The organism is Sinisalibacter aestuarii (assembly GCF_027923545.1).
GTDB lineage: Bacteria > Pseudomonadota > Alphaproteobacteria > Rhodobacterales > Rhodobacteraceae > Sinisalibacter > Sinisalibacter aestuarii.
Map to the genome: position 1 here is coordinate 1 of NZ_BROH01000022.1, position 19,896 is coordinate 19,896.

At 64.4% G+C, this 19,896-nt stretch carries 29 protein-coding genes; 11 read left to right on the forward strand and 18 right to left on the reverse strand.

Annotated features, from left to right (window positions below; genetic code table 11):
• The first annotated feature begins 204 nt into the window (after positions 1-204).
• Both QMG28_RS20590 and QMG28_RS20595 read left to right on the forward strand, forming a co-directional pair.
• Positions 205-930, forward strand: a complete 726-nt coding sequence (locus QMG28_RS20590; protein WP_281844097.1) for an HvfC/BufC N-terminal domain-containing protein — start codon at positions 205-207, stop codon at positions 928-930.
• The gene (locus QMG28_RS20595; RefSeq protein ID WP_281844098.1) at positions 927-1,460 is read left to right on the forward strand and encodes a DoxX family protein; all 534 of its coding nucleotides are present in this window, start codon (positions 927-929) and stop codon (positions 1,458-1,460) included. The genes QMG28_RS20590 and QMG28_RS20595 overlap by 4 nt, the downstream gene beginning before the upstream one ends.
• Here the strand turns inward: QMG28_RS20595 and QMG28_RS20600 are convergent.
• Complete coding sequence (locus tag QMG28_RS20600) at positions 1,449-1,817, reverse strand: hypothetical protein (RefSeq protein ID WP_281844099.1); 369 nt, start codon at positions 1,815-1,817, stop codon at positions 1,449-1,451. The genes QMG28_RS20595 and QMG28_RS20600 overlap by 12 nt on opposite strands.
• A gap of 36 nt (positions 1,818-1,853) precedes the next feature.
• A complete protein-coding gene (locus tag QMG28_RS20605) occupies positions 1,854-2,189 on the reverse strand; it encodes an ArsC/Spx/MgsR family protein (RefSeq protein WP_281844100.1) in 336 nt (111 codons plus the stop codon).
• Between the two features lie 174 nt (positions 2,190-2,363).
• Here QMG28_RS20605 and QMG28_RS20610 point away from each other — a divergent pair, with 174 nt between their 5' ends.
• Both QMG28_RS20610 and QMG28_RS20615 read left to right on the forward strand, forming a co-directional pair.
• Positions 2,364-2,570 (forward strand): cold-shock protein, encoded by a 207-nt coding sequence (locus tag QMG28_RS20610; RefSeq protein ID WP_281844101.1) that lies wholly within the window; start codon positions 2,364-2,366, stop codon positions 2,568-2,570.
• 232 nt (positions 2,571-2,802) lie between these two features.
• The gene (locus QMG28_RS20615) at positions 2,803-3,009 is read left to right on the forward strand and encodes a cold-shock protein (RefSeq protein WP_281844102.1); all 207 of its coding nucleotides are present in this window, start codon (positions 2,803-2,805) and stop codon (positions 3,007-3,009) included.
• Between the two features lie 79 nt (positions 3,010-3,088).
• Here QMG28_RS20615 and QMG28_RS20620 read toward each other — a convergent pair whose 3' ends face one another.
• From QMG28_RS20620 to thyX, 3 genes are all read right to left on the reverse strand, one after another.
• Positions 3,089-3,817 (reverse strand): BglII/BstYI family type II restriction endonuclease, encoded by a 729-nt coding sequence (locus QMG28_RS20620; RefSeq protein WP_281844103.1) that lies wholly within the window; start codon positions 3,815-3,817, stop codon positions 3,089-3,091.
• A gap of 13 nt (positions 3,818-3,830) precedes the next feature.
• Complete coding sequence (locus QMG28_RS20625) at positions 3,831-4,472, reverse strand: MT-A70 family methyltransferase (RefSeq protein WP_281844104.1); 642 nt, start codon at positions 4,470-4,472, stop codon at positions 3,831-3,833.
• A gap of 89 nt (positions 4,473-4,561) precedes the next feature.
• Entirely contained in the window at positions 4,562-5,470 is a 909-nt protein-coding gene (gene thyX, locus QMG28_RS20630; RefSeq protein WP_281844105.1) for an FAD-dependent thymidylate synthase, read from the reverse strand.
• Between thyX and QMG28_RS20635 the strand changes: the two genes are divergently transcribed.
• The gene (locus tag QMG28_RS20635; RefSeq protein ID WP_307726367.1) at positions 5,469-6,320 is read left to right on the forward strand and encodes a DUF1194 domain-containing protein; all 852 of its coding nucleotides are present in this window, start codon (positions 5,469-5,471) and stop codon (positions 6,318-6,320) included. The two genes, thyX and QMG28_RS20635, sit on opposite strands and share 2 nt — an antisense overlap.
• Here QMG28_RS20635 and QMG28_RS20640 read toward each other — a convergent pair.
• From QMG28_RS20640 to QMG28_RS20650, 3 genes are all read right to left on the reverse strand, one after another.
• Positions 6,314-6,811, reverse strand: coding sequence for a MarR family winged helix-turn-helix transcriptional regulator (locus QMG28_RS20640; RefSeq protein ID WP_281844106.1), 498 nt, complete (start codon positions 6,809-6,811; stop codon positions 6,314-6,316). The two genes, QMG28_RS20635 and QMG28_RS20640, sit on opposite strands and share 7 nt — an antisense overlap.
• Before the next feature lie 99 nt (positions 6,812-6,910).
• Positions 6,911-7,180 carry an FAD assembly factor SdhE gene (locus QMG28_RS20645; protein WP_281844107.1) on the reverse strand — a complete coding sequence of 90 codons (270 nt, stop codon included), beginning with the start codon at positions 7,178-7,180 and terminating at the stop codon, positions 6,911-6,913.
• Positions 7,177-7,578, reverse strand: coding sequence for a helix-turn-helix domain-containing protein (locus QMG28_RS20650; RefSeq protein ID WP_281844108.1), 402 nt, complete (start codon positions 7,576-7,578; stop codon positions 7,177-7,179). The genes QMG28_RS20645 and QMG28_RS20650 overlap by 4 nt, the downstream gene beginning before the upstream one ends.
• Before the next feature lie 83 nt (positions 7,579-7,661).
• Here QMG28_RS20650 and QMG28_RS20655 point away from each other — a divergent pair, with 83 nt between their 5' ends.
• From QMG28_RS20655 to QMG28_RS20665, 3 genes are read left to right on the forward strand one after another with little or no spacing between them, the layout of a single operon-like run.
• The gene (locus tag QMG28_RS20655; protein WP_281844109.1) at positions 7,662-8,864 is read left to right on the forward strand and encodes a pyridoxal phosphate-dependent aminotransferase; all 1,203 of its coding nucleotides are present in this window, start codon (positions 7,662-7,664) and stop codon (positions 8,862-8,864) included.
• A gap of 18 nt (positions 8,865-8,882) precedes the next feature.
• On the forward strand, positions 8,883-9,248 hold the full coding sequence (locus QMG28_RS20660) for a bleomycin resistance protein (protein WP_281844110.1): 366 nt from the start codon (positions 8,883-8,885) through the stop codon (positions 9,246-9,248).
• Positions 9,245-9,649, forward strand: coding sequence for a hypothetical protein (locus QMG28_RS20665; RefSeq protein ID WP_281844111.1), 405 nt, complete (start codon positions 9,245-9,247; stop codon positions 9,647-9,649). Before QMG28_RS20660 ends, QMG28_RS20665 begins: the two co-directional genes overlap by 4 nt.
• Positions 9,650-9,835: 186 nt before the next feature.
• On the opposite strand, the gene soxB is transcribed toward QMG28_RS20665, so the two are convergent.
• The 7 genes from soxB to QMG28_RS20700 form a co-directional block, all read right to left on the reverse strand.
• Complete coding sequence (gene soxB / locus QMG28_RS20670; RefSeq protein ID WP_281844112.1) at positions 9,836-11,527, reverse strand: thiosulfohydrolase SoxB; 1,692 nt, start codon at positions 11,525-11,527, stop codon at positions 9,836-9,838.
• 82 nt (positions 11,528-11,609) lie between these two features.
• Positions 11,610-12,488, reverse strand: a complete 879-nt coding sequence (gene soxA / locus QMG28_RS20675) for a sulfur oxidation c-type cytochrome SoxA (protein ID WP_281844113.1) — start codon at positions 12,486-12,488, stop codon at positions 11,610-11,612.
• 47 nt (positions 12,489-12,535) lie between these two features.
• A complete protein-coding gene (gene soxZ, locus QMG28_RS20680) occupies positions 12,536-12,862 on the reverse strand; it encodes a thiosulfate oxidation carrier complex protein SoxZ (protein ID WP_281844114.1) in 327 nt (108 codons plus the stop codon).
• 65 nt (positions 12,863-12,927) lie between these two features.
• Positions 12,928-13,347 (reverse strand): thiosulfate oxidation carrier protein SoxY, encoded by a 420-nt coding sequence (soxY, locus tag QMG28_RS20685; RefSeq protein ID WP_281844115.1) that lies wholly within the window; start codon positions 13,345-13,347, stop codon positions 12,928-12,930.
• 34 nt (positions 13,348-13,381) lie between these two features.
• On the reverse strand, positions 13,382-13,867 hold the full coding sequence (gene soxX / locus QMG28_RS20690) for a sulfur oxidation c-type cytochrome SoxX (protein ID WP_281844116.1): 486 nt from the start codon (positions 13,865-13,867) through the stop codon (positions 13,382-13,384).
• Positions 13,868-14,041: 174 nt separating this feature from the next.
• The gene (locus QMG28_RS20695; RefSeq protein ID WP_281844117.1) at positions 14,042-14,629 is read right to left on the reverse strand and encodes a SoxW family protein; all 588 of its coding nucleotides are present in this window, start codon (positions 14,627-14,629) and stop codon (positions 14,042-14,044) included.
• Positions 14,630-14,727: 98 nt separating this feature from the next.
• On the reverse strand, positions 14,728-15,513 hold the full coding sequence (locus QMG28_RS20700) for a cytochrome c biogenesis CcdA family protein (RefSeq protein WP_281844118.1): 786 nt from the start codon (positions 15,511-15,513) through the stop codon (positions 14,728-14,730).
• Between the two features lie 66 nt (positions 15,514-15,579).
• Between QMG28_RS20700 and QMG28_RS20705 the strand changes: the two genes are divergently transcribed.
• Together QMG28_RS20705 and QMG28_RS20710 are read left to right on the forward strand one after the other, a co-directional pair.
• Complete coding sequence (locus QMG28_RS20705) at positions 15,580-15,975, forward strand: thioredoxin fold domain-containing protein (RefSeq protein ID WP_281844119.1); 396 nt, start codon at positions 15,580-15,582, stop codon at positions 15,973-15,975.
• Positions 15,976-15,995: 20 nt separating this feature from the next.
• On the forward strand, positions 15,996-16,439 hold the full coding sequence (locus tag QMG28_RS20710) for a DUF302 domain-containing protein (protein WP_281844120.1): 444 nt from the start codon (positions 15,996-15,998) through the stop codon (positions 16,437-16,439).
• Positions 16,440-16,446: 7 nt separating this feature from the next.
• On the opposite strand, the gene QMG28_RS20715 is transcribed toward QMG28_RS20710, so the two are convergent.
• The 3 genes from QMG28_RS20715 to fabF all read right to left on the reverse strand — a co-directional run bounded on the left by QMG28_RS20715 (position 16,447) and on the right by fabF (position 19,576).
• On the reverse strand, positions 16,447-17,013 hold the full coding sequence (locus tag QMG28_RS20715; protein WP_281844121.1) for a DUF302 domain-containing protein: 567 nt from the start codon (positions 17,011-17,013) through the stop codon (positions 16,447-16,449).
• A gap of 134 nt (positions 17,014-17,147) precedes the next feature.
• Positions 17,148-18,314, reverse strand: a complete 1,167-nt coding sequence (mltG, locus tag QMG28_RS20720; protein ID WP_281844122.1) for an endolytic transglycosylase MltG — start codon at positions 18,312-18,314, stop codon at positions 17,148-17,150.
• On the reverse strand, positions 18,314-19,576 hold the full coding sequence (fabF, locus tag QMG28_RS20725) for a beta-ketoacyl-ACP synthase II (RefSeq protein ID WP_281844125.1): 1,263 nt from the start codon (positions 19,574-19,576) through the stop codon (positions 18,314-18,316). Before fabF ends, mltG begins: the two co-directional genes overlap by 1 nt.
• 140 nt (positions 19,577-19,716) lie before the next feature.
• On the opposite strand from fabF, the gene QMG28_RS20730 reads away from it, so the two are divergent.
• A partial coding sequence (locus QMG28_RS20730; RefSeq protein WP_281844123.1) for a hypothetical protein occupies positions 19,717-19,896 on the forward strand: 180 nt, incomplete at its 3' end.

Sequence of the window (19,896 nt, forward strand, 5' to 3'; positions counted from 1 at the left end):
CGGTTTTCCGGTTTTCCGGTTTTCCGGTTTTCCGGTTTTCCGGTTTTCCGGTTTTCCGGTTTTCCGGTTTTCCGGTTTTCCGGTTTTCCGGTTTTCCGGTTTTCCGGTTTTCCGGTTTTCCGGTGAACGGCGCCATGCATCCGCGCATACGTCAACCCCATGCACGCCGCCCAAGCCACCGCAATCCGCCCCAATGAGGCCCGCATGACCGCCTTCGCCCCCGCCCTGCTCGATCCCGCCGCCGCCCTCCCGCCGGGGCTGGTCGACGCCGCCGGCCACCCCGCCGGCCGCCGCTTCGATGTCTACCGCAACAACGTCACCGTCAGCCTGACCGATGCGCTCGCCACCGGCTTTCCGGTGATCCGGAAGCTCGTGGGCGAGGCGTTCTTCCGTGCGATGGCGGTGATCTTCCTGCGTGCCCATCCCCCCGCCTCGCCGGTTCTGGCGCTCTGGGGCGATGCCTTCCCGGGTTTTCTCGAGCGCTTCGGGCCGGTCGCCCATCTGCCCTATCTCGCCGATACCGCCCGGCTCGAATATGCGCTGCGGCGTGCCTACCATGCGGGTGACGCGGCGCCGATCCCGCCGGAGGCCCTCGGCACGCCCGATCTCATGTCCGCCCGCCTGCGGCTTGCCCCGGCCACGCAGGTGCTTGCCTCGCCCTACCCGATCCACGCGATCTGGCGGGCCAATACCGAGCCCGGCGCGCCGCCCGCCGATGGCGGGGCCGAGACGGTGCTGATCGCGCGGCCCGACTGGGATCCGTGGCCGCGCCCGGTCACGCCGGAGGCCGGACGCTTCATCACCGCGCTGCAGGCGGGCGCCCCCTTCGGCGCGGCCGCCGAGGCAGCGGGTACCGGGCATGACCTCGCGGCGACGCTCACGCTCCTGCTCGACACAAAATCCATCACCGCCATCGAGCTGCCCGCATGATCGCCGCGCTGCTCTCCCGCCTCAACATCCGGGGCGATGCCGCCCTGCCCCTGCTCGCGCGCGTCACCTTCGCCGCCACGCTGGCCGGGTATTTCTGGGCCTCGGCGATGACCAAGCTGGGCGACGGGCCATTCAGCCCGGCGCTTGGCGCCTATGCCCAGATCTTCCCGCGCCAGCTTGAGGCGGCGGGCTATGACCTTTCGCAACTCGGGGTCTGGCACTGGATGGTGGTCATTGCAGGCACCTGGGCCGAATTCGCCCTGCCCGCGCTCCTGATCCTCGGCCTCGCGACCCGGCTCGCCGCGCTCGGCCTGATCGGCTTCGTCACCCTGCAGACGCTCACCGACCTGATCGGCCACCACGCCGATGCCAGTACCATCGGCGCCTGGTTCGACCGGGTGCCCGACAGCCTGATCCTCGATCAGCGGCTGTTCTGGTTCATGCTCTTCGTCACGCTGGTGCTGAAAGGGGGCGGGCCGCTCTCGGCGGACCGGCTCATCGCGCGCCGCCTGATCCGCTCAGAAATGTGATTTCGGCTCGTCCGGCTTGCCCGCCGCAATCGCGAGAATGCCCGCGAGCCCGGCCATGACGATGGGAAACATCGTCGCCGTGTTGAAGGTGAAGGCCTGCTGCATCAGAAGCGCCGACAGGATCAGCAGGACGCCGCCCCAGAGCGCGCGCATCTTGGCCATCGCCCCGCCGGCGATCGCCAGCACCGGCGCCACAACCGAAACGAAGCGCACCAGCCCCGGATTGTCGAAATTGCCGAAGATCGTCGCCACGTCGGGCTGGCGGTCCACCAGCGATGTCCAGCCATAGCCGAACAGGCCGACGAACATGCCGATCACCCCGCCGATGATACCCAGAACCATTGCCGCGTTACGCATGACCACTCTCCTCCTGGTCCGACCGAGATAGGGATATCAGCCGGGGATTCCAAGCCATTGCGCCTGAACGGCCTTGTCCCAGCCGAGCGTCAGCCGCCCATCCGCCTCGATCACCGGGCGTTTCATCAAGGTGGGGTGGGCAAGAATTTGCCGCACCGGCTCGCCCGCCTGCTCCGCTTCGGAGAGGCCGCGCCAGGTGGTCGAGCGGCGGTTCACCAGCGCCTCGCCGAAGGCTGCGAAAAACCGTTGCAGATCAGCCTCTTCGATCCCGTCCGCGCGAATATCGACAAGTTCGGGCGCGTGGCCCGCCGCGGTGAGCGCCGTGATCGCCTTTTTCACCGTGTCGCAATTCCTGATACCGTAGACTTTCATGCCCCCGCCTCTTTCACAAAGGTTTCACTTGCGTTTTTTCACTGATTTCGCACCATAATCGCGTGACGACAGAACTTCCAGACGACCGCTCCTTCACCGGGCAGCCGAAGACTTGAAGACTGGCTGCACAACCCCGCCGCAATCCCGCAGGCGGGTAACCGAAGGAGAAAACGGATGGCCACTGGCACCGTGAAATGGTTCAATTCCACCAAGGGTTACGGCTTTATCGCCCCCGATGACGGTGGCAAGGACGTATTCGTGCACATCTCGGCGGTCGAGCGCGCCGGGCTGACCGGGCTCAAGGACAACCAGAAAATCAGCTACGAGATGATCGAGGGCCGCGATGGCCGCCAGTCGGCGGGCGATCTGAAGCCCCTCTGAGCCTCGTCGGCAGCCTCATATCGGCCCCGCGCGGCCGGGCCCGCGGGGTCTTTCATGGGCCAAAACTCGCCGTCGCCACCGATTTTTCTTGCAAAATGCGGCGCGGAAGCCCATGTGGGCAACGTACCACAGCACTATCCTTCCCGCCTTCTATCCCTAGCAGTCGGACTGAGACCTGACTGCGTACCGGGCCGCCGCACTTCCGCGGGCGGCATTGATAGGAGAAAACGGAATGGCCACTGGCACCGTGAAATGGTTCAACACCACCAAAGGCTTCGGCTTCATCGCGCCCGATAACGGCGGCAAGGACGTCTTCGTCCACATCTCGGCCGTGGAACGCGCCGGGCTGACCGGCCTGCGTGACGACCAGAAGGTCGAATTCGACCTCGAAGCCGGCCGCGACGGCCGTGAATCGGCGACCAACCTGAAGGCCCTCTGAGCCTCGGTTGACGTCTGAGACGAAGACCCCCGCCAGGCGACGGCCCGGCGGGGGTTTTTCGTTTGGGGGTGCAGTTGAACTACCGCAAATCGGACACACACTTGGGCGTTATGCCAATGGCCAGCACGGGGCATCCGCCGTTGCGACCCGCATCGAGGCGATAGAGGAGTTTACCCATCCATGTCGTGGATGCGCCAAACTTTTTGTAAACTTCACCCTTTCCCTCGGTCCCGTCTTTCTCAAGGACTTTACCCAACGAACGGAAGAACGCGTTATCAAGAGATGAACCGCGCGTGATGATCACGGCCGCGTCAATCGCACCGGCATCGTAGAATGCCGAAAAAGCATACAGGTCTCGGTCATAAGTCTGATCTTTGCTGTTCCACTCGAGGTCTAACGCGACTCGACCTTTCACAAAGTCAATTCGGTGACCGTCCAGAAAACCGCTTCGTGTGTACTCCTTGAGTATGCTACTTCCTTTTGCAGCAAGCAGCTTGACTTGAAGGTCCGCCGTAATGCGCGTTTCCACCCAGTCTTCCGAGAACAAGGTGTCGACATATTGTGCGATAGGGCCTTTGCTGCCTCCAGGAGTTCGAATCTGGGTCGTTGTGATCGACAAAGACCGCAGAGCAGTGCAAATCTCGGTGAATTCAGCAGTATAACTCTGGCTCAGGACAGATGCCGCATTGCGATAGCTGAATACTTCGTATCGATCCAAGATATCTTTTGGAATGGACGTTTCAACGACCGAACGTGGATCGGCAATTGCCCCCGAAGACACATCAGTGTCAGTGAATTCCTCGGCCATTGGCTCCCAATCGTCACTCTGCCGCCGTCACGGACGAATTATACTTGTATGTCTTCCATGTCGGTTCATATGAACTGTCCGCTTGGTTTCCCCACACCGTCCAATTATCTCGGTCACCACGAGCGAACAGTTCAAGAAATGGCCCACGAGAGCACTCTTCAATGATTTTGTATTGCTCGTCCGGTTTGCGCGAGTGTTCACGTTTGCGGGACTTAAAAACACCCCCATCTGGCTCTGGAGCTTCAATATAGTTCACTTGAGACCTACCTGGTTGAAGTGTCCGCGCATTCTTACCACGCACGCCAAACAACAGAATCTCCGTCACGTTTCGGAAATAGAAACCCACCCCTCGCCCGTCGGGTCCTAGGTCTTTTCGGACCTTCTCCCAGATAATGTTCGACTTGTACTGAAACCCCCACGCTTCCATGACTTTAAGACCATCCGGCAGCAATGCATTGGGGACCCAGAGATACAGGTGCGCCGGATCGTCTGCCAAATCAGCAACCGGCATCGCACAAATTTCATCCAGCGTCATCGTCGAGTATCGGTTCAGTCGTTTGTGCTCCGGAGCGACTTTGCCGGTCTTGTTTTGAAATTGCCAAGGCGGATCTGCCATGATCGTTCCAAATTTTTTGCCTTGTAGAGATTCAAACATGTCTACCGCCTCAAGAATCGTTGGGTCACTCAAGAAATCATCATCTTGATGGAGTTAACATTAGGTTTACCAGATGTAGCCGCAACCGCCTACCCCCTCAAAACCCCCTCAAACTCCCGCCATTCCCCCTTGGACATGCCGGAGTTTTCCTGCGTTACCGTCTCGCCCTTCACCATCCGCCGCACGCAGTCCAGCGCCGTGGCCGAGAGCGTCGCGCCGCCCATGCGGTAATCCTCGAAGGCCCGGTAGGCGAAGGGCACCCAGTCGGAGACCACCGCCGCGATGGCCTCGGCGTAGACGCGGATCTCGTATTGCGCATGGGGGTCGGCGCGCAGGCGGAGGAAGTGGAAGAGGTTGTGCAGGTCCACCTTCCAGTACCATTGGGTGTAGATATTCGCGGGCAGGTTCATCCGGGCAAGCTCGCGGGCGAGGCCCTGCTGACCGTCCTGCGAGATCATCGCTTCGTAATTGTCATAGGCCCGGCCCGCATCGGCCTTGAGGATCTCCAGCACCCGGGCCGCTTCCGCGTCGCCCAGCAGCTCGCCGCGGCCCTGGTTGTTCACCGTCGATTGCGCGGCGACGTGTTCGCGGGCGGGGATGTAGAATTCGCGGTCGAGGATCGAGTAGCGGGCGGAATATTCGTTCACATTGGCGGTGCGGTGGCGGATCCACTGGCGCGCGACGAAGACCGGCAGCTTCACATGCAGCTTGATCTCGCACATCTCGAACGGGGTCGAGTGCCAGTGGCGCATGAGGTAGCGGATCAGCCCCTCGTCATTGGTCACGCTCTTGGTGCCCTTGCCGTAGCTCACCCGCGCCGCCTGGCAGATCGCCGCGTCGTCGCCCATATAGTCGATCACGCGCACGAAGCCGTGGTCGAGCACGTCATGGGCGGTGTAGAGGTGCTTTTCCATGCCCGGCGACACCACCCGCAGCGTCTGGCTGGGGCTTTGGCGCTGCGCGTCGATCTCGGCCTGTTGTTCGGGGCTCAGGGGCATGGCGAATCTCTCCCTCGTCTGGTTGCCCGCCACTATATCTTGGGGAGCGCCGCTCTGCACCTACGACAAGCCGGGGCAGATCGCCGCCTTGACGGATGGGCGGCGCGGTGGCGCAATGGCGGGGCTTGCCGAGGTTGCCATGCTGCGTGCCATATTCATCGCTCTCGCCCTTGCCGCCCTGCCCCTTGCCGGCGCGGCGGCGCCCTGCCGCCAGGCGCTGGCGCTGGGGCTCGACGTGTCGGGTTCGGTGGACGAGGCGGAATACCGGATGCAGCTCGACGGGCTCGCCGCCGCGCTGACCCATCCGGAGGTGGCGCGCGCGCTGGTCGAGGGGGCCGGCGTGCCGGTGCATCTGCTGGTTTATGAATGGAGCGGGCCGCGCGATCAGCGCATCGTCGCGGAATGGACGGCGATCACCGATGCGGCCGCGCTGGCCCGCTTCGCCGATACCCTGCGCGCCACCCGGCGCGTGCCCGCCGCGCCCTCCACCGCGCTCGGCACGGCGCTCGCCACCGGGGCGAGCCTGCTGGCGGGCCAGTCGGCGTGCTGGACCCGCACGCTCGACATTTCCGGCGACGGGCTGTCCAATGCCGGGCCGCGGCCGCAGGATATCGACCTGCCCGCCCTCGATGGCGTGACCGTCAACGCGCTGGTGATCGGCACCGGCGAAGGCCAGCGGCAGGCCAGTGCAGGCTACCTGCTGGGCTATTTCGAAACCAATGTGATCCGTGGCCCCGGCGCCTTTGCCGAACAGGCCGAAGGGTTTGCCGATTACGAGCGCGCGATGGTGCGCAAGCTGCTGCGCGAGCTGGAGGGGTTGGTAATCGGTCGGGCCGAGCCGGCTCAGTAGATGTAGCGGATCTGATCGGTCCAGAACCGTTCCATCCGCTTGAGCGCGCTGTTGGCCTCTTCCAGTGCCTGCGGCCCGAGCACGCCGCGCGCCTCCACCGCTTCGGCATGGCGGGCGAAGAGCGTGGCGACGACATCGCGCACACCGCGCCCCTTCGCCGTCAGCCGCACCCGCACCGAGCGCCGGTCGATCTCCGAGCGCTGGTGGTGCATATAGCCCATCTCCACCAGCTTCTTGAGGTTGTAGGAGACGTTGGAGCCCTGGTAATAGCCCCGGCTTTTCAGCTCGCCCGCCGTGACCTCGTGATCGCCGATATTGAACAGCAAAAGCGCCTGCACCGCGTTCACCTCGAGCACGCCGAGGCGCTCGAATTCATCCTTGATCACATCGAGCACCAGCCGGTGCAGCCGCTCCACGAGCGACAGGGTTTCGAGATATTGGCCAAGGCCGATCGGCCGCGCCGCCGGCCCGATGGGGGAATGCATGCTCATTCGCCTCTCCACCTGAATTTCCGTCAGGAGGACCATCGCGGCAAACCGCCAACATTCGGTTAAGCGCGCAGAAATCCGCGCGGCTTTCGGGAAAACTGGTTAACCGCGCGCCGCCGCCCCGGCGAAATCGGCGATCTCGGCGATCAGCGCCGCGAAGGGCGCGGGCGCGGGCACCTGCCCGGTCACCCATTGATACAGATCGTGGTCGTTCTCGTTCAGCAGCGCCTCGTAGCTGTCGAGCGCGGCGCCATCCATACCGGCCAGCCGCGCAGCGGCATAGCGGCCGAGGATGATATCCATCTCCTTGATGCCGCGCCGCGACGAGCGCATCGCCAGCCGTTTCAGCCGGGTTTCGTCGGTTTCACTCATGCGCCATCCGCCTCCAGCAGCTTGCGAAGATGCTTTTCCAGCCGGGCAAGCCGCTGGGCCGCGTCGTCGATATCGCCGCGCAGCTCGCGCAGTTCAAGCAAAACCGAGCGCGCATCGGGCGACAATGCCGGCTCCATTCCGGGCGGATCGACCCCGTCGCCCTCGCCATTGAGCAGCCACATCAGCGAGACGTTGAGCAGCCCCGCCAGCATCTGCAGCCGGTTGGCGCGCGGCTCGGAGATGTCGTTTTCCCAGGCGGCGATGGTCTTGGCCTTCACGCCGAGGCGCTTGGCGAGCGCCTTCTGGGTCAGGTCCGCCGTCTCGCGCGCCGCCGCCAGCCTGTCGCCGAAGGTCGCGCGTTCTTCCGAAAACCAGTCGTCCATCGCGCTGTCGGTCATGTCATTCTCCCCATCTGCCGCTTGATCGGCTCACGGCCGGAGCCTAAGAGAAACCCGACCGAAGCACAAATCCGGGACCGACCATGTCTATCCTTTCCACGACCCTTGCCCGCGTGAAACCCTCGCCGACGATTGCCGTCACCACCCTTGCCGCCGAGCTGAAGGCGGCCGGGCGCGACGTGATCGGCCTTGGCGCGGGCGAGCCGGATTTCGACACGCCCGACAACATCAAGGCCGCCGCCAGGGCCGCCATCGACGCCGGCAAGACGAAATACACCGCGCCCGATGGCATCCCGGAGCTGAAACAGGCGATCTGCGACAAGTTCGCGCGCGAAAACGGGCTGAGCTACACGCCGAAACAGATCAGCGTGGGGTCCGGCGGCAAGCAGATCCTCTACAACGCCCTGATGGCCACGCTGAACCCGGGCGACGAGGTGATCATTCCCGCGCCCTACTGGGTGTCCTACCCCGATATGGTGCTGCTCGCGGGCGGCGAGCCTGTGGTGGTGGAATGCGGGCTGGAGACCGGCTTCAAGATGACGCCGGAGCAGCTTGAGGCGGCGATCACGCCGAAGACCAAGTGGCTCATCTTCAACTCGCCCTCGAACCCCACCGGCGCGGGCTATGCGCGCGACGAGCTGAAGGCGCTCACCGATGTGCTGATGCGTCACCCACAGGTCTGGGTGATGTCGGACGATATGTATGAGCATCTCGTCTTCGACGATTTCACCTTCACCACCCCCGCCCAGGTGGAGCCGGGGCTTTATGACCGGACGCTGACCTGCAACGGCGTCTCCAAGGCTTACGCGATGACGGGCTGGCGGATCGGCTATGCCGGCGGGCCGGAAGAGCTGATCGGCGCGATGCGCAAGATCCAGTCGCAGAGCACCTCGAACCCCTGCACGATCAGCCAATGGGCCGCCGTCGAGGCGCTGAACGGGCCGCAGGACTTCCTGGCCGAGAACAAGGCCATCTTCCAGCGCCGCCGCGATCTGGTGGTGGGCATGCTGAACGCCGCCGAGGGCATCGCCTGCCCGGTGCCCGAAGGCGCGTTTTACGTCTATCCCTCCATCGCCGGCTGCATCGGCAAGACCAGCAAGGGCGGCACGAAAATCGAGACCGACGAGGATTTCTCGCGCGCGCTCCTGGAAGAGACCGGCGTGGCGGTGGTGTTTGGCGCGGCCTTCGGCCTTTCGCCCAACTTCCGGGTCAGTTACGCTACCTCCGATGCAGCCCTGACAGAGGCCTGCACGCGCATTCAGGCTTTCTGCGCCGATCTGCGCTGAGCGAAAACCGGGGGCGGCATGGCCGAGCGGATCACCGCAAACCTGCCCAGCAGGGATTTTGACGCGACCGAGGCATTCTATGCCGGCTTCGGGTTTTCACGCCAGTTCCGCTCGGATGGCTGGATGATCCTGCGCCGGGGCGAAAGCCTCGTGGAGTTCTTTCCGCATCCCGCGCTGGACCCGCGCGAAAGCTGGTTCAGCGCCTGTTTGCGGACGGATGCGCTGGACGATCTGTTCACCGCCTTCCGCGCCGCGGGGCTTTCGGAGGATCCACAAGCCATCCCACGCCTCGTGCCGCCGATGATCCATCCCGGCGCGCCCCGCTATTTCGCGCTGGTGGACGAAGACGGCAGCCTGTGGCGCTGCATTGAGGAGACCGCATGAGCACCTATCTGCCGGACTATTATTTCCGCGTCCGTGAAAACGGCGCCTTTGTCTTCCGCGTCGATACCGAAAACCGGCATCGGCGGATCGACATGGACCAGATCGCGGCGGTCAATATCCGCAATGGCGAGGTCAAGCCGCATGGCGACCGCGACCTGACCGACGAAGACATGGACGCGATCAATAGCTGGATCGCCGAGCGCAAGGCCACGCTGGCGGCGCGCGATATCGACGACATCCTGCGCACGGTGGATCACCTCAACCTCACCGCCCACTGGGCCCAGACCCGCGCCTCCGACGCCGATCTGGACGCGATCACCGATGCGCTGCTGCTGGCGATGCACGATCTGCGCACGGTGCTGGTGCGCAAGAAGGCCGACCGGCTGACCGGCGAGCGCTGACCCGCCGCCGGGCGCCGGCGGCGACTTGTTCCGCGAAGGGTGTGCAAGGGCTGGCCCGGGGCGAGTTCGGGCCGCTGCAATTTCAGGATTCTAGCGCTCTAGAATCCTGAAGGCTGCGCCAGACGGAGCGAGACAAAACCCGCGCATCAAAGCAGCCATACCCAGGGCACGCCCGGTAAAGTTCGGTCAGGCGCCCTCGACCTGCACAGAGGTATTCGGGTCGACGCTTACCGTGCCCTTCCGCCTGATCCAGCCTTCCACCAGATCGAAGATCGCAGGCCCCTCCGTGCCCTCGTTCACGCTGGCCCAGCCGGCGACCACATAGGTCTTGGCCGGGTCCACCGCCTCGCCGGTGGCCAGCACCGTCATATCCGACAGCCGCTCGCCCTGCGGTTTGGTCACGTCGATCCGGTAGCCCATGCCGCCAACGCGCACCATGTCGCCGCCCTGTTGGTAATAGGGATCGGGGTTGAACAGGTTGTCGGCCACGTCTTCGAGGATCACCTTGAGCTGTTCGCCGGTCATCTCGTTGCGATAGGCATTCGGGTAGCTCATCGCGGTGGCGTTGTAGATGTCCTCGCGGGTGATCGCGCTGCCTTCGACAAGGCTCGGCCCCCAGCGGAAGCCGGGCGACAGCGCAATGTCGGCCTCGCGCTCCTCGATCAGCGCATTGCAGATCAGATCGTCCCATGTGCCGTTGAAATTGCCGCGGCGGTAAAGCGTCGTGTCGGTCTGGCCGATCACCTCTTCCAGCTCGGCCTTGAACGGGGCGCGGGTGGCGTCGATATGAGCGGCCATCTCGCCGTCCGGCTCGATCACGTCGGAGAAAATCGGGATCAGCTTGTGGCGGAAGCCGAGGAGTTGGCCATTCTGCACGTCGAGGTCGAGACGCGAGACGAACTTGCCGTTGGAGCCCGAGGCGATCAGCAGGGTCTGGCCTACCATCACCGGCTCGGGCAGCGCGTCATGGGTGTGGCCGGTCAGAATCACGTCGATCCCCGGCACCTGCGCCGCCATCTTCCGGTCCACGTCGAAGCCGTTATGGCTGAGCACCACCACCAGATCGGCGCCGGCGTCGCGCACCTCCTGCACCATCTCGGCCATGCGCTCCTCGCGCACGCCGAAGGACAGATCGGGGAACATCCAGCGCGGATTGGCGATCGGCAGGTAGGGGAAGGCCTGGCCGATCACCGCCACCTTCGCGCCGCCGCGCTCGAACATCTCATAGGGCTGATAGGCCGGCTCGTCCCATTCGGCGTCGAAGATATTGGCGCCGAGGAAGGGGAATGGCAGGCTGTCGACGATCTCGGTCACCCGGTCGATGCCGAGGGTGAATTCCCAATGCGAGGTCATCGCGTCGGGGCGCAGCATGTTCATGGCGTCCACCATGTCCTGCGCGCCGGTCTTCATCACCGTGTAGGAGCCGTGCCAGGTATCGCCGCCATCGAGCAAGAGCGCATCGGGCCGCGCGGCGCGGATCGACTTGACCACCGTCGCCACACGGTCGAGCCCGCCCATCTTGCCATAGCCCTTCGCCAGCGCGGTGAAATCCTCATAGCTCAGCGCATAGGCCTCAGGCGTGCCCGGCTCGATATTGTAAAGCTTCAGAAAATCCGCGCCGGTTACGTGCGGCGGCAGGCCCCGCACCTCGCCCACGCCGATATTCACCTCCGGCTCGCGGAACCAGACCGGCTTGAGCTGGCCATGAATGTCGGTGACATGGATCAGCGTCACATTGCCGAACGTGTCGAACTCCAGAAGCTGATCCTGGGTGAGCTGCTGGCGGGCGGCGATCTGCGCCCAGGCGCCCACGCCGGACCCCCCCAAAATAGCCGACGCGGCGACGGTCGCTTGCAGGAAGTCTCTGCGCGAGATCATGGCATCCCTCCGGGAATTCAGTGCTGTCTTGGAACGGGCTCGGGCGGCTGCGGCGACCGTCAGGCCGCCGCAGCGCTATCGTTTACGGCCGGACCGACGGGCCTTCGACCGAGAGGCCGTTGCCACGCGAGGCGACGTAGAGCTCAAGGGCGCGGAGTTCGTCGCCGCCCTTGGCGAAGCTCTCGGCCTGGGTATCGCGCACACAGCCATAGAAGCGGTTGTGGATCGTCACCAGCGCCGATTGCTTGAGGCGGTAGACCGGGAAGCCATTGATCTGGCCCTGGCTGAGATGGTCGCCACGGATGAAGTTGTTGTTGTTCTCCTGGTGGCACGAGGCGCAGGAGAGCTGCAACTTGCCGTAGCGGGTGTAGTACATCTCGCGGCCCTGCTCCCAATAGGGCGCCGCCGCCCCGTCGATCGCGACATTGACCGGCATCCCGCGCGATTGCGCGGCGATGGCAGCGGTGATGTTCTTCATCGGCTGCTTGTCCCAGTCATAGGCTTCGGCGCCCATCCGGTTCACGCGGCAATCGTTGATGTAGTCTTCCATCGACCACAACGCGCCGGCCTCGTTCACCTTCGGCATCACCGCGCGCACGCCGGCCATGCCCTCTTCGATGGCCCCGTGGCAATCGGCGCAGGACTTGCCCTCGCTGCCATCGACGGCGTTCCAGGCCTCGATCCCCGCGTCCACGAAAGGCATGGCCGGGTTTTCGAAGTCGTCCATCTCCATTTCGCGCGTGCTGGCGTCACGGTAGAGCCAGCCCGAATAGATCTCGGGCAGCGCGCCGTCGAGATGGTCCGGCGCCGGTGCGCGGATGGTGATCGGAATTTCGCCGTTGATCACCAGTTCCGTCACATCCGGGTTCGGGTCGATATTCGGCTCGGCCTGGGCCGACCCGGCAAAGACAAGCGCCGTGGCCATAGCCAGGCCCGCCGCCATTTTCGCGCGAAGTGTCATCGCGTCTTCCTCCCTGACGTATTCTTTTTTGTGTCTCGCCACACCGATCAGGCCAGCGAAATTGCGCTTGTCGCGCTGTAGACGGATCCGTCGTCGTCATACCAGTTGAAGGTAAATTCGCCATCGGCGTCGATCATCGCGTCGAACTCGATATACGGGTTGGCCGAAATCGCGCCTTCCAGCGTCATGTCGATCACGCTGGTTCCGTTGAAGTCACAGGTGAAGCGGTTGATGATCTTGCGCGGGATCGGATTGCCGTCGCCATCCTTGCGCTGCCCCGATTCCATGTCGTGGCTGATCAGGGTCTTGATGGTGAATGCCTCACCGGCCGCAGCCGAACTCGGAACCTTCACGCGGGGTTTTGCGTCTGCCATATGTGTCTACTCCTGAAATCTCTTGGTTCCCGGTGCGCGGCACAGCCGCCGCGCGCCCCGCCCGGTCAGCCGCCGCAGCCGCCGACCGTCACTTTCACCGTGCGCGCCACCTGAACGAAGCTGCCGTCGCCCATCCGGGCCAGCGCGGTCACGTCCTGCGTCTTGGCGAGCCGGATCCGCGTCGACAGGCGCTGCGAGCCGGCCAACGGGCCGAACTTCACATTGCAGACCGCGGGCGCCGGGTTGCCGGGCGCGAATACGACGATCTCTTCGGCGCCGGGCGCGCTCACCTCGACAGGCACAACGTTGCCGTTCTCGGCGATCTCGGGCGCGGAAATCTCGATCCCGCCCTCACCTGCCGCGGCACCGCCGGTAAAGGCCGCGATGGCGTCTTCAAACGCCGCGGCCATGGCAGCCGGAGCCAGGGTGATCGTGGCGAGACCGCCAGCGCCCAGCACAAGGGCTTCTCTTCTCGTGAATGTCATCTGTGTCGGTCCTTTGCGTTGGGTCCCCGCAGGGTCACTCTTCTTCGGGTTCGTCGAACGTCTGCAGCAGGGCCAGAAGATCCTCGATCTGCTGCGCCGAAAGCAGCGGCTCCACCGAGGTGGCGGCCTTGCCGGTATAGCCGTCGCCGGGCCGGATGATGTCGTCGACATTGTAGAACGACGGCATCACCGTGCCCTCGAACATATGCTTGGAGTTGATCAGGATGCCGCGAAGCTCGGCCTCGGTGTAGCGATGGGCCACGCTGGTCAGAGCGGGGCCGATATTGCCCGGCAGCGGCATATGCGCCCAGCCTTCGGCGACATGGCAGGCCAGGCAATTGCCGAGCGATCTCGTGGTTGCCACTTCCAAGCCGGCCTCGGCATTGCCAGCGGTGCCCGTCAGCGATTCCTCGACCGCGCCGAGATCGCCGAAAACGACATCGCCCGGGGCTGTTTCGGCAGCCAGCACGGATGGAAGCATGACCATCCCTGCCGTGCAAAGCACGAACAGTTTTCTCATAGGAGCCCTCCCTAACGCTCTATGTGTCTGCGGCTTTGTGCCGCTTCTTATGCGACGATTTGCACCATCGGCGCCTCGTCGAATCAAAGCCTAACCGGGAACATGGTATTCAAACAATCGAATTCTATGCTGCGTGCGCAACATTATTGCGCCGCGACGCAGAAATTTGACCGATCAGTTCATGCTGTCCATGTAGAAGTGCTCAGCGAAGAATCTCTGGAAATTCGGCTCGGTCTCATAGGCCTTGTCACGCACCCAGGTGAACATCGCCAGAGTGGTGTTGCGCTCGAAGGCGCCGGGCATCACGGCCACCGCGTTCTGCACCGCCGACTTGCCCGCATCCGCCTGTTCCGGCAGGAAAACCATTGTCGGGGTAAAGATCATGTTCCAGTGGCGGACCATGTCTTTCTCCGACAGAACGGTGCCGTCGAAATCGGTCACTTCGAGATCGCCATACATGTTGAGCTGCACCACGTAGAAGCTCTCGCGGATCATCGCGTCGATCTCGGGATCGGGGAAGATCTTCTCGTGCATCTTGGTGCAATAAATGCAACCGAGCTGCTCGACGATCAGCATCATCCGCTTGCCTTCGGCATTGGCCTCGGCCAGATCCTCGGTGAGATCGAGAAAGGTTTCCTGCAGCCAGTCGGGCTTGTGCAGCCCGTCATCGCCCAGTGCCACTTCGGCGGCAGCCGGCATGGCGAACCCGATCACGGCAAGAGCGGCCGCTCGCAGACTTGTCCCCAAGGTTTTGTTGAGCATATTGTCCTCCCTGACAACGTTATGTGTTTTTCTTCAAGCCTAGCCGGAATTCGCCATCCGTCCAGCGCCGGTCACTGACAATCGCGCGATGGGCGGGCTTACCGGATCGTCGCCCAGCTGAAATTGTCGATCATCCACTGGGCGATGATATTGATCGAATTGGTGGCGATCAGGATCGCGAAGACGATCAGCATCAGCCCCATCGCCCGCTCGACATAGCCCATCAGCCGCCGGTTGCGGCCGACCCAGCCAAGGAAGGGCCGCGCCAGCGCCGCCGCCAGCACGAAGGGCAGCGTCATCGCCAGGCCGTAGACGAGCAGCAGCATGCCGCCGCGCATGAGATCGCCGGTGCCCGAGGCCACGAACAGGATCGCCGCCAGCGCCGGGCCGACGCAGGGCGTCCAGCCGAAACCGAAGGCAAGCCCCATCGCATAGGCGCCGATCGCGCTGGTCGGATCGGTCTTGGCCTCGACGCGGGCTTCGCGGTAGAGCAGGTCGATCTTGAATTCGAAATCGAAGTGAATGCCGAACCGGTGGAAGCTGAGTTTGCCCAGGAAGTGCAGGCCGAAGATGAACAGAATCGCCGCCGCCACCCAGGCGAGCTGGTCTTTCCACTGGATGAAGGCCGAGCCGAGCGCCGTGGCGCCGAGGCCGAGCAGAACGAAGATCGTCGTCACCCCCAGCGCGAAGGCGATGGCCGAGAAGATCAGCCGCGCCTGCGCCCCCGGCGCCAGCGCCGGGCCGCCGTCCTCGCCGCGCAATTCCTGCATACTGAGCCCGGCCATGTAGGACAGATAGAAGGGCACGATGGGCAGAATGCAGGGCGAGAAGAAAGACAGGAGCCCCGCCAGCGCGGCTCCACCGAAGGTTGCATCAAAACCCATTTACCCGTCCTTGTCCCGGTCACTGTCTTGGCCTAGCATCCTTTATGTTCGTTATCGGGTCCGTCAATGAAATATTGTTTCGCACGCGCAGCATTCCGGGGGATCGTCCTCGCTCTCGGCCTTTTCGTCCTGCCCGCCTTCGCCGGCGCGCGGGCCGCCGATCTGACCCTTGTCATGGTCGAACAGCCCGGCTGCGTCTGGTGCGCGCGCTGGAATGCCGAGATCGCCCCGGCCTATCCCAAAACGGCCGAGGGGGCCGCCGCGCCGCTCACCCGGATCGACCTGCACGAGCCGGTGCCCGAGCACATGTCGTTCACCCGGCCGGCGCAATTCACCCCCACTTTCGTGCTGCTCGCCGATGGCGCCGAGGTGGGGCGGATCGAAGGCTATCCCGGCGACGATTTCTTCTGGCCGATGCTCGGCCAGCTCCTCGCGCGCGCCGGCGTCGCCATCGAGAACTGACCTGACAGAAAGGATCGCCCATGCGCCCTGCCCGCCTTCTTGCCCTCGCCCTCATCGCCGCCACGCCTGCCCACGCCGAACCGCCGGTGACGGTCACCGTCACCGGCAGCTATGACGATGTGCAATTCGACATCGAGAACGCCATCACCGATGCCGGTCTGGTGATCGACTCGGTCAATCATGTGGGCGACATGCTGGAGCGCACCAAGGCCGATGTGGGCGGCAGCGTGACCATCTTCACCCATGCCGAAACCTATAATTTCTGCTCCGCCGAGATCAGCCGGCAGGTGATGGAGGCCGATCCGCTCAACCTCCAGCACTGCCCCTACCGGATCTTCCTGATGGAGCGCCCCGACGCGCCCGGCGAAGTGGTGGTGGGCCATCCGCGCTACCCCGAAGGGCCGATGGACGCGGTGAACGCCCTGCTCGACGGCATCATCGCCGACGCGCTGGCGGGCTATTGACGGGGGATTAAAACGCCCCTTCCGCCGCGCCGTCCATGATGGCGAGGATCACCTCTTTCACATGCAGCGCCTCTTCCAGAAGGTCGGGCGGCAGCGGCTTGCCGCCGTGGATCATCATATCCATGTCGAGCGAATAGATCCAAAGCGCGCCGTCATCGTCCTCGACCAGCGCCACCCGGCATGGCAGGTACGCCGCATAAGCCTCTGAATGTTCTACCATTTTGGCTGCCGTGAGCGGGTTGCAGTACAGGTAGATCTGGAGCTTGCGCCAATCCGAGCCCTGCATCAGCCCGACCTGGTCGCCAAGCGGAAGCTGGCCCACATCGCGGATATTTTCCGCCAGCGCCACCGACTGGATCGACTCGTCGACCTCCTCGAAGGTCAGCCCATCGGCCACCTTGCGTTTCCACACCGTCGCCTCGGCGGCATTGCCCGTCTCGGCCAGCCGCTTGGCCATGTTCCAGTAGACCCCGGCCGCCTGGGCATCGAAGCCGCGAAAGGTCCAGGCCGTACCGGCCACGGCCAGAATGGCCAGCAGGCCGATAATGGCCAGCAGACTGCGCACAAATGTCATCAAACGATCCTCCCTTATCGTCCGCGGTGCCGCGTCCGCCCATTTCCCGGGCCGGGATGCCGCCTGTCAACCCTGAGGGGGTCGCGCAGCGGGTCGGGCCGGCGCGTCGGGATGGTCCGGACTTGCCGGGTTTCCTACTGCCCCTCGGCCTCTTCCGCCCGCTCGGCCTCGATGGCGCGCCATTTCGCAACATTGGCGTTGTGCTCGTCGAGCGTCGCGGCGAAGGCGTGGCCGCCGGAGCCATCGGCGACGAAGAAGATGAAATCCGTCTGCGCCGGGTCCAGCGCCGCCTCGATCGAGGCGCGGCCGGGATTGGCGATCGGCGTGGGCGGCAGGCCGTCGATCACGTAGGTGTTGTAGGGCGTCTCGCCGCGCAGCTCCGACTGGCGCAGGCCACGGCCCAGCACACCCTGCCCGCGGGTGATACCATAGATCACCGTCGGGTCGGTCTGCAGGCGCATCCCGCGTTCGAGCCGGTTGACGAAAACGCTCGCCACCTGGCGGCGCTCCTCGGGCACCCCGGTTTCCTTCTCGATCAGCGAGGCCATGATCAGCGCTTCCTGCGGCGTGCCATAGGGCAAGCCATCGACACGGTTGGCCCAGGCCTCGGCCAGCCGCGTTTCCTGCGCCGCGATCATCCGGGCGATCACGTCGGCCCGTTCGTCGCCGGGGCTGACCTCGTAGCTGTCGGGGGCGAGCGTGCCCTCGGCGGGAAGCTCGGCCACCTCGCCCTCCAGCACCTCGACCTTGCTCAGCGCATCCACGATCTGCCAGCTCGTCGCCCCCTCGGCCACCGAAATCCGGAAGCGGGTATCGGCCTCGTCGCGCAGGCGCAGGTAATCGGCCGGAATCCGTTCGGCATCTGGCGCGAATTCGGCCCGGATTTCAAACCGTTGCGTCGCCGGATCGAGCTCGCGCACCTGCACCTCGTTGGCGGTGACGCCGACGCGGTAGACGATCTCGGTGCCGCAGGTCGACGCCCCCCCCCGGGTGACGATATCGACGATCTGCTCCATCGAGGCATGTTCCGGCACCAGGAAGCTGCCCGCCTTGAGGCTCTGGGTCTTGCCGGAATAATCCGCGCCCAGCCGCAGGATCGCCGCCGAGGAAATCGCCCCGTCCTCCACCAGTTGGCCTGACACCAGGTTGAAGGTGGCGCCGGAATTCACCTTGAGGCAGATCGCCGTGTCCAGCGGCCCCGGCTGGACATATTGGCGCTGGCCCCAGGCGACGAGGCCACCCAGTGCGATCAGCACCAGCACCGCGAGCGACAGTGCCGTGGAGGCGATGTTGCGCCACATCAGTCAGAGACCTTCCCCATGATGATCGAGGCATTGGTGCCGCCGAAGCCGAAGGAATTCGACATCACCACGTCGATCTTGCGCTCTTCCCTGGCATTCGCCGCGAGCGAGACCCTGGGCGTGACTGCCGGATTGTCGAGGTTGATCGTCGGCGGGGCGACCTGATCGCGGATCGCGAGGATCGAGAAGATCGCCTCGACGGCCCCCGCCGCCCCGAGCAGATGCCCGATGGAGGATTTGGTGGAGGACATGGTGACGTTCGGGGCATGGTCGCCCAGCAGGCGCTCGACGGCGCCAAGCTCCAGCGTGTCGGCCATGGTCGAGGTGCCATGGGCGTTGATGTAATCGAGCGCGCCCGGCTCAAGCCCCGCGCTTTTCAGCGCCGCGCGCATCGCCCGCTCGCCGCCCTCGCCGTCTTCCGACGGGGCGGTGATGTGATAGGCATCGCCCGACATGCCATAGCCCAGCACCTCGGCATAGATCTTTGCGCCGCGCGCCCTGGCATGTTCGTATTCCTCAAGCACGACCACCCCCGCGCCCTCGCCCATGACGAAGCCGTCGCGGTCCTGGTCCCAGGGGCGCGAGGCGGTTTTGGGATCGTCGCCGCGCTTGGACGAAAGCGCCTTGGCGGCGTTGAACCCGGCAATGCCGATCTCGCAGATCGCGCTTTCGGCGCCTCCGGCCACCATCACCTCGGCATCGCCCAGCATGATCAGCCGCGCGGCATCGCCGATCGCATGGGTGCCGGTGGCGCAGGCGGTGACGACCGAGTGGTTCGGCCCCTTGAAGCCATAACGGATCGAGACCTGGCCGGAGGCGAGGTTGATCAGCGAGCCGGGGATGAAGAAGGGCGACACCCGGCGCGGGCCGCGTTCGTGGATCAGCACGGCGGTATCGGCGATGGAGGAAAGCCCGCCGATGCCCGAGCCGATCATCACCCCGGTGCGCAGCCGGCTTTCCTCGTCCTCTGGCGTCCAGCCCGCATCGGCCACGGCCTGATCGGCGGCGGCCATCGCGTAGAGGATGAAATCGTCCACCTTGCGGCGGTCCTTCGGCTCCATCCAGTCGTCGGGATTGAAGGTGCCGTTGGTGCCATCGCCCAGCGGCACTTCGCAGGCATAGGTGGTGGTGACGCGCTCGGGGTTGAACTTGGTGATGGTGCCCGCCCCGGATTCACCGGCGAGAAGGCGGCTCCAGGTCTCTTCGACACCGCAGGCCAGCGGCGACACAATCCCCAGACCGGTGACAACCACGCGACGCATCATGATGTTTTCCTTCCAGAACGGCCTTGTCTCGTAGCGCGACTGATAGCCCGTGGCGGGCGCGTTGGGCAAGGGTGAAACCCCGCCGGGCGGCGGTGGCTCGCTCAGGGCGTTTGGCGGCGGAAGGCTGTCCGCTCCGGTTGCTGCGGGTTGCCGGTGGCGAGCATAAACCACCCCGTGCTGCCGCTGCGTCTCCAGAAATCCGGTTTTCCGGTTTTCCGGTTTTCCGGTTTTCCGGTTTTCCGGTTTTCCGGTTTTCCGGTTTTCCGGTTTTCCGGTTTTCCGGTTTTCCGGTTTTCCGGTTTTCCGGTTTTCCGGTT

What these genes read in the sequence shown, in the direction of transcription:
- QMG28_RS20590 (WP_281844097.1), top strand. Translation starts at nt 205, where the DNA reads ATGACCGCCTTCGCCCCCGCCCTGCTCGATCCCGCCGCCGCCCTCCCG.
- QMG28_RS20595 (WP_281844098.1), top strand. Translation starts at nt 927, where the DNA reads ATGATCGCCGCGCTGCTCTCCCGCCTCAACATCCGGGGCGATGCCGCC.
- QMG28_RS20600 (WP_281844099.1), bottom strand. Translation starts at nt 1,817, where the DNA reads ATGCGTAACGCGGCAATGGTTCTGGGTATCATCGGCGGGGTGATCGGC.
- QMG28_RS20605 (WP_281844100.1), bottom strand. Translation starts at nt 2,189, where the DNA reads ATGAAAGTCTACGGTATCAGGAATTGCGACACGGTGAAAAAGGCGATC.
- QMG28_RS20610 (WP_281844101.1), top strand. Translation starts at nt 2,364, where the DNA reads ATGGCCACTGGCACCGTGAAATGGTTCAATTCCACCAAGGGTTACGGC.
- QMG28_RS20615 (WP_281844102.1), top strand. Translation starts at nt 2,803, where the DNA reads ATGGCCACTGGCACCGTGAAATGGTTCAACACCACCAAAGGCTTCGGC.
- QMG28_RS20620 (WP_281844103.1), bottom strand. Translation starts at nt 3,817, where the DNA reads ATGGCCGAGGAATTCACTGACACTGATGTGTCTTCGGGGGCAATTGCC.
- QMG28_RS20625 (WP_281844104.1), bottom strand. Translation starts at nt 4,472, where the DNA reads ATGTTTGAATCTCTACAAGGCAAAAAATTTGGAACGATCATGGCAGAT.
- QMG28_RS20635 (WP_307726367.1), top strand. Translation starts at nt 5,469, where the DNA reads ATGGCGAATCTCTCCCTCGTCTGGTTGCCCGCCACTATATCTTGGGGA.
- thyX (WP_281844105.1), bottom strand. Translation starts at nt 5,470, where the DNA reads ATGCCCCTGAGCCCCGAACAACAGGCCGAGATCGACGCGCAGCGCCAA.
- QMG28_RS20640 (WP_281844106.1), bottom strand. Translation starts at nt 6,811, where the DNA reads ATGAGCATGCATTCCCCCATCGGGCCGGCGGCGCGGCCGATCGGCCTT.
- QMG28_RS20645 (WP_281844107.1), bottom strand. Translation starts at nt 7,180, where the DNA reads ATGAGTGAAACCGACGAAACCCGGCTGAAACGGCTGGCGATGCGCTCG.
- QMG28_RS20650 (WP_281844108.1), bottom strand. Translation starts at nt 7,578, where the DNA reads ATGACCGACAGCGCGATGGACGACTGGTTTTCGGAAGAACGCGCGACC.
- QMG28_RS20655 (WP_281844109.1), top strand. Translation starts at nt 7,662, where the DNA reads ATGTCTATCCTTTCCACGACCCTTGCCCGCGTGAAACCCTCGCCGACG.
- QMG28_RS20660 (WP_281844110.1), top strand. Translation starts at nt 8,883, where the DNA reads ATGGCCGAGCGGATCACCGCAAACCTGCCCAGCAGGGATTTTGACGCG.
- QMG28_RS20665 (WP_281844111.1), top strand. Translation starts at nt 9,245, where the DNA reads ATGAGCACCTATCTGCCGGACTATTATTTCCGCGTCCGTGAAAACGGC.
- soxB (WP_281844112.1), bottom strand. Translation starts at nt 11,527, where the DNA reads ATGATCTCGCGCAGAGACTTCCTGCAAGCGACCGTCGCCGCGTCGGCT.
- soxA (WP_281844113.1), bottom strand. Translation starts at nt 12,488, where the DNA reads ATGACACTTCGCGCGAAAATGGCGGCGGGCCTGGCTATGGCCACGGCG.
- soxZ (WP_281844114.1), bottom strand. Translation starts at nt 12,862, where the DNA reads ATGGCAGACGCAAAACCCCGCGTGAAGGTTCCGAGTTCGGCTGCGGCC.
- soxY (WP_281844115.1), bottom strand. Translation starts at nt 13,347, where the DNA reads ATGACATTCACGAGAAGAGAAGCCCTTGTGCTGGGCGCTGGCGGTCTC.
- soxX (WP_281844116.1), bottom strand. Translation starts at nt 13,867, where the DNA reads ATGAGAAAACTGTTCGTGCTTTGCACGGCAGGGATGGTCATGCTTCCA.
- QMG28_RS20695 (WP_281844117.1), bottom strand. Translation starts at nt 14,629, where the DNA reads ATGCTCAACAAAACCTTGGGGACAAGTCTGCGAGCGGCCGCTCTTGCC.
- QMG28_RS20700 (WP_281844118.1), bottom strand. Translation starts at nt 15,513, where the DNA reads ATGGGTTTTGATGCAACCTTCGGTGGAGCCGCGCTGGCGGGGCTCCTG.
- QMG28_RS20705 (WP_281844119.1), top strand. Translation starts at nt 15,580, where the DNA reads ATGAAATATTGTTTCGCACGCGCAGCATTCCGGGGGATCGTCCTCGCT.
- QMG28_RS20710 (WP_281844120.1), top strand. Translation starts at nt 15,996, where the DNA reads ATGCGCCCTGCCCGCCTTCTTGCCCTCGCCCTCATCGCCGCCACGCCT.
- QMG28_RS20715 (WP_281844121.1), bottom strand. Translation starts at nt 17,013, where the DNA reads ATGACATTTGTGCGCAGTCTGCTGGCCATTATCGGCCTGCTGGCCATT.
- mltG (WP_281844122.1), bottom strand. Translation starts at nt 18,314, where the DNA reads ATGTGGCGCAACATCGCCTCCACGGCACTGTCGCTCGCGGTGCTGGTG.
- fabF (WP_281844125.1), bottom strand. Translation starts at nt 19,576, where the DNA reads ATGCGTCGCGTGGTTGTCACCGGTCTGGGGATTGTGTCGCCGCTGGCC.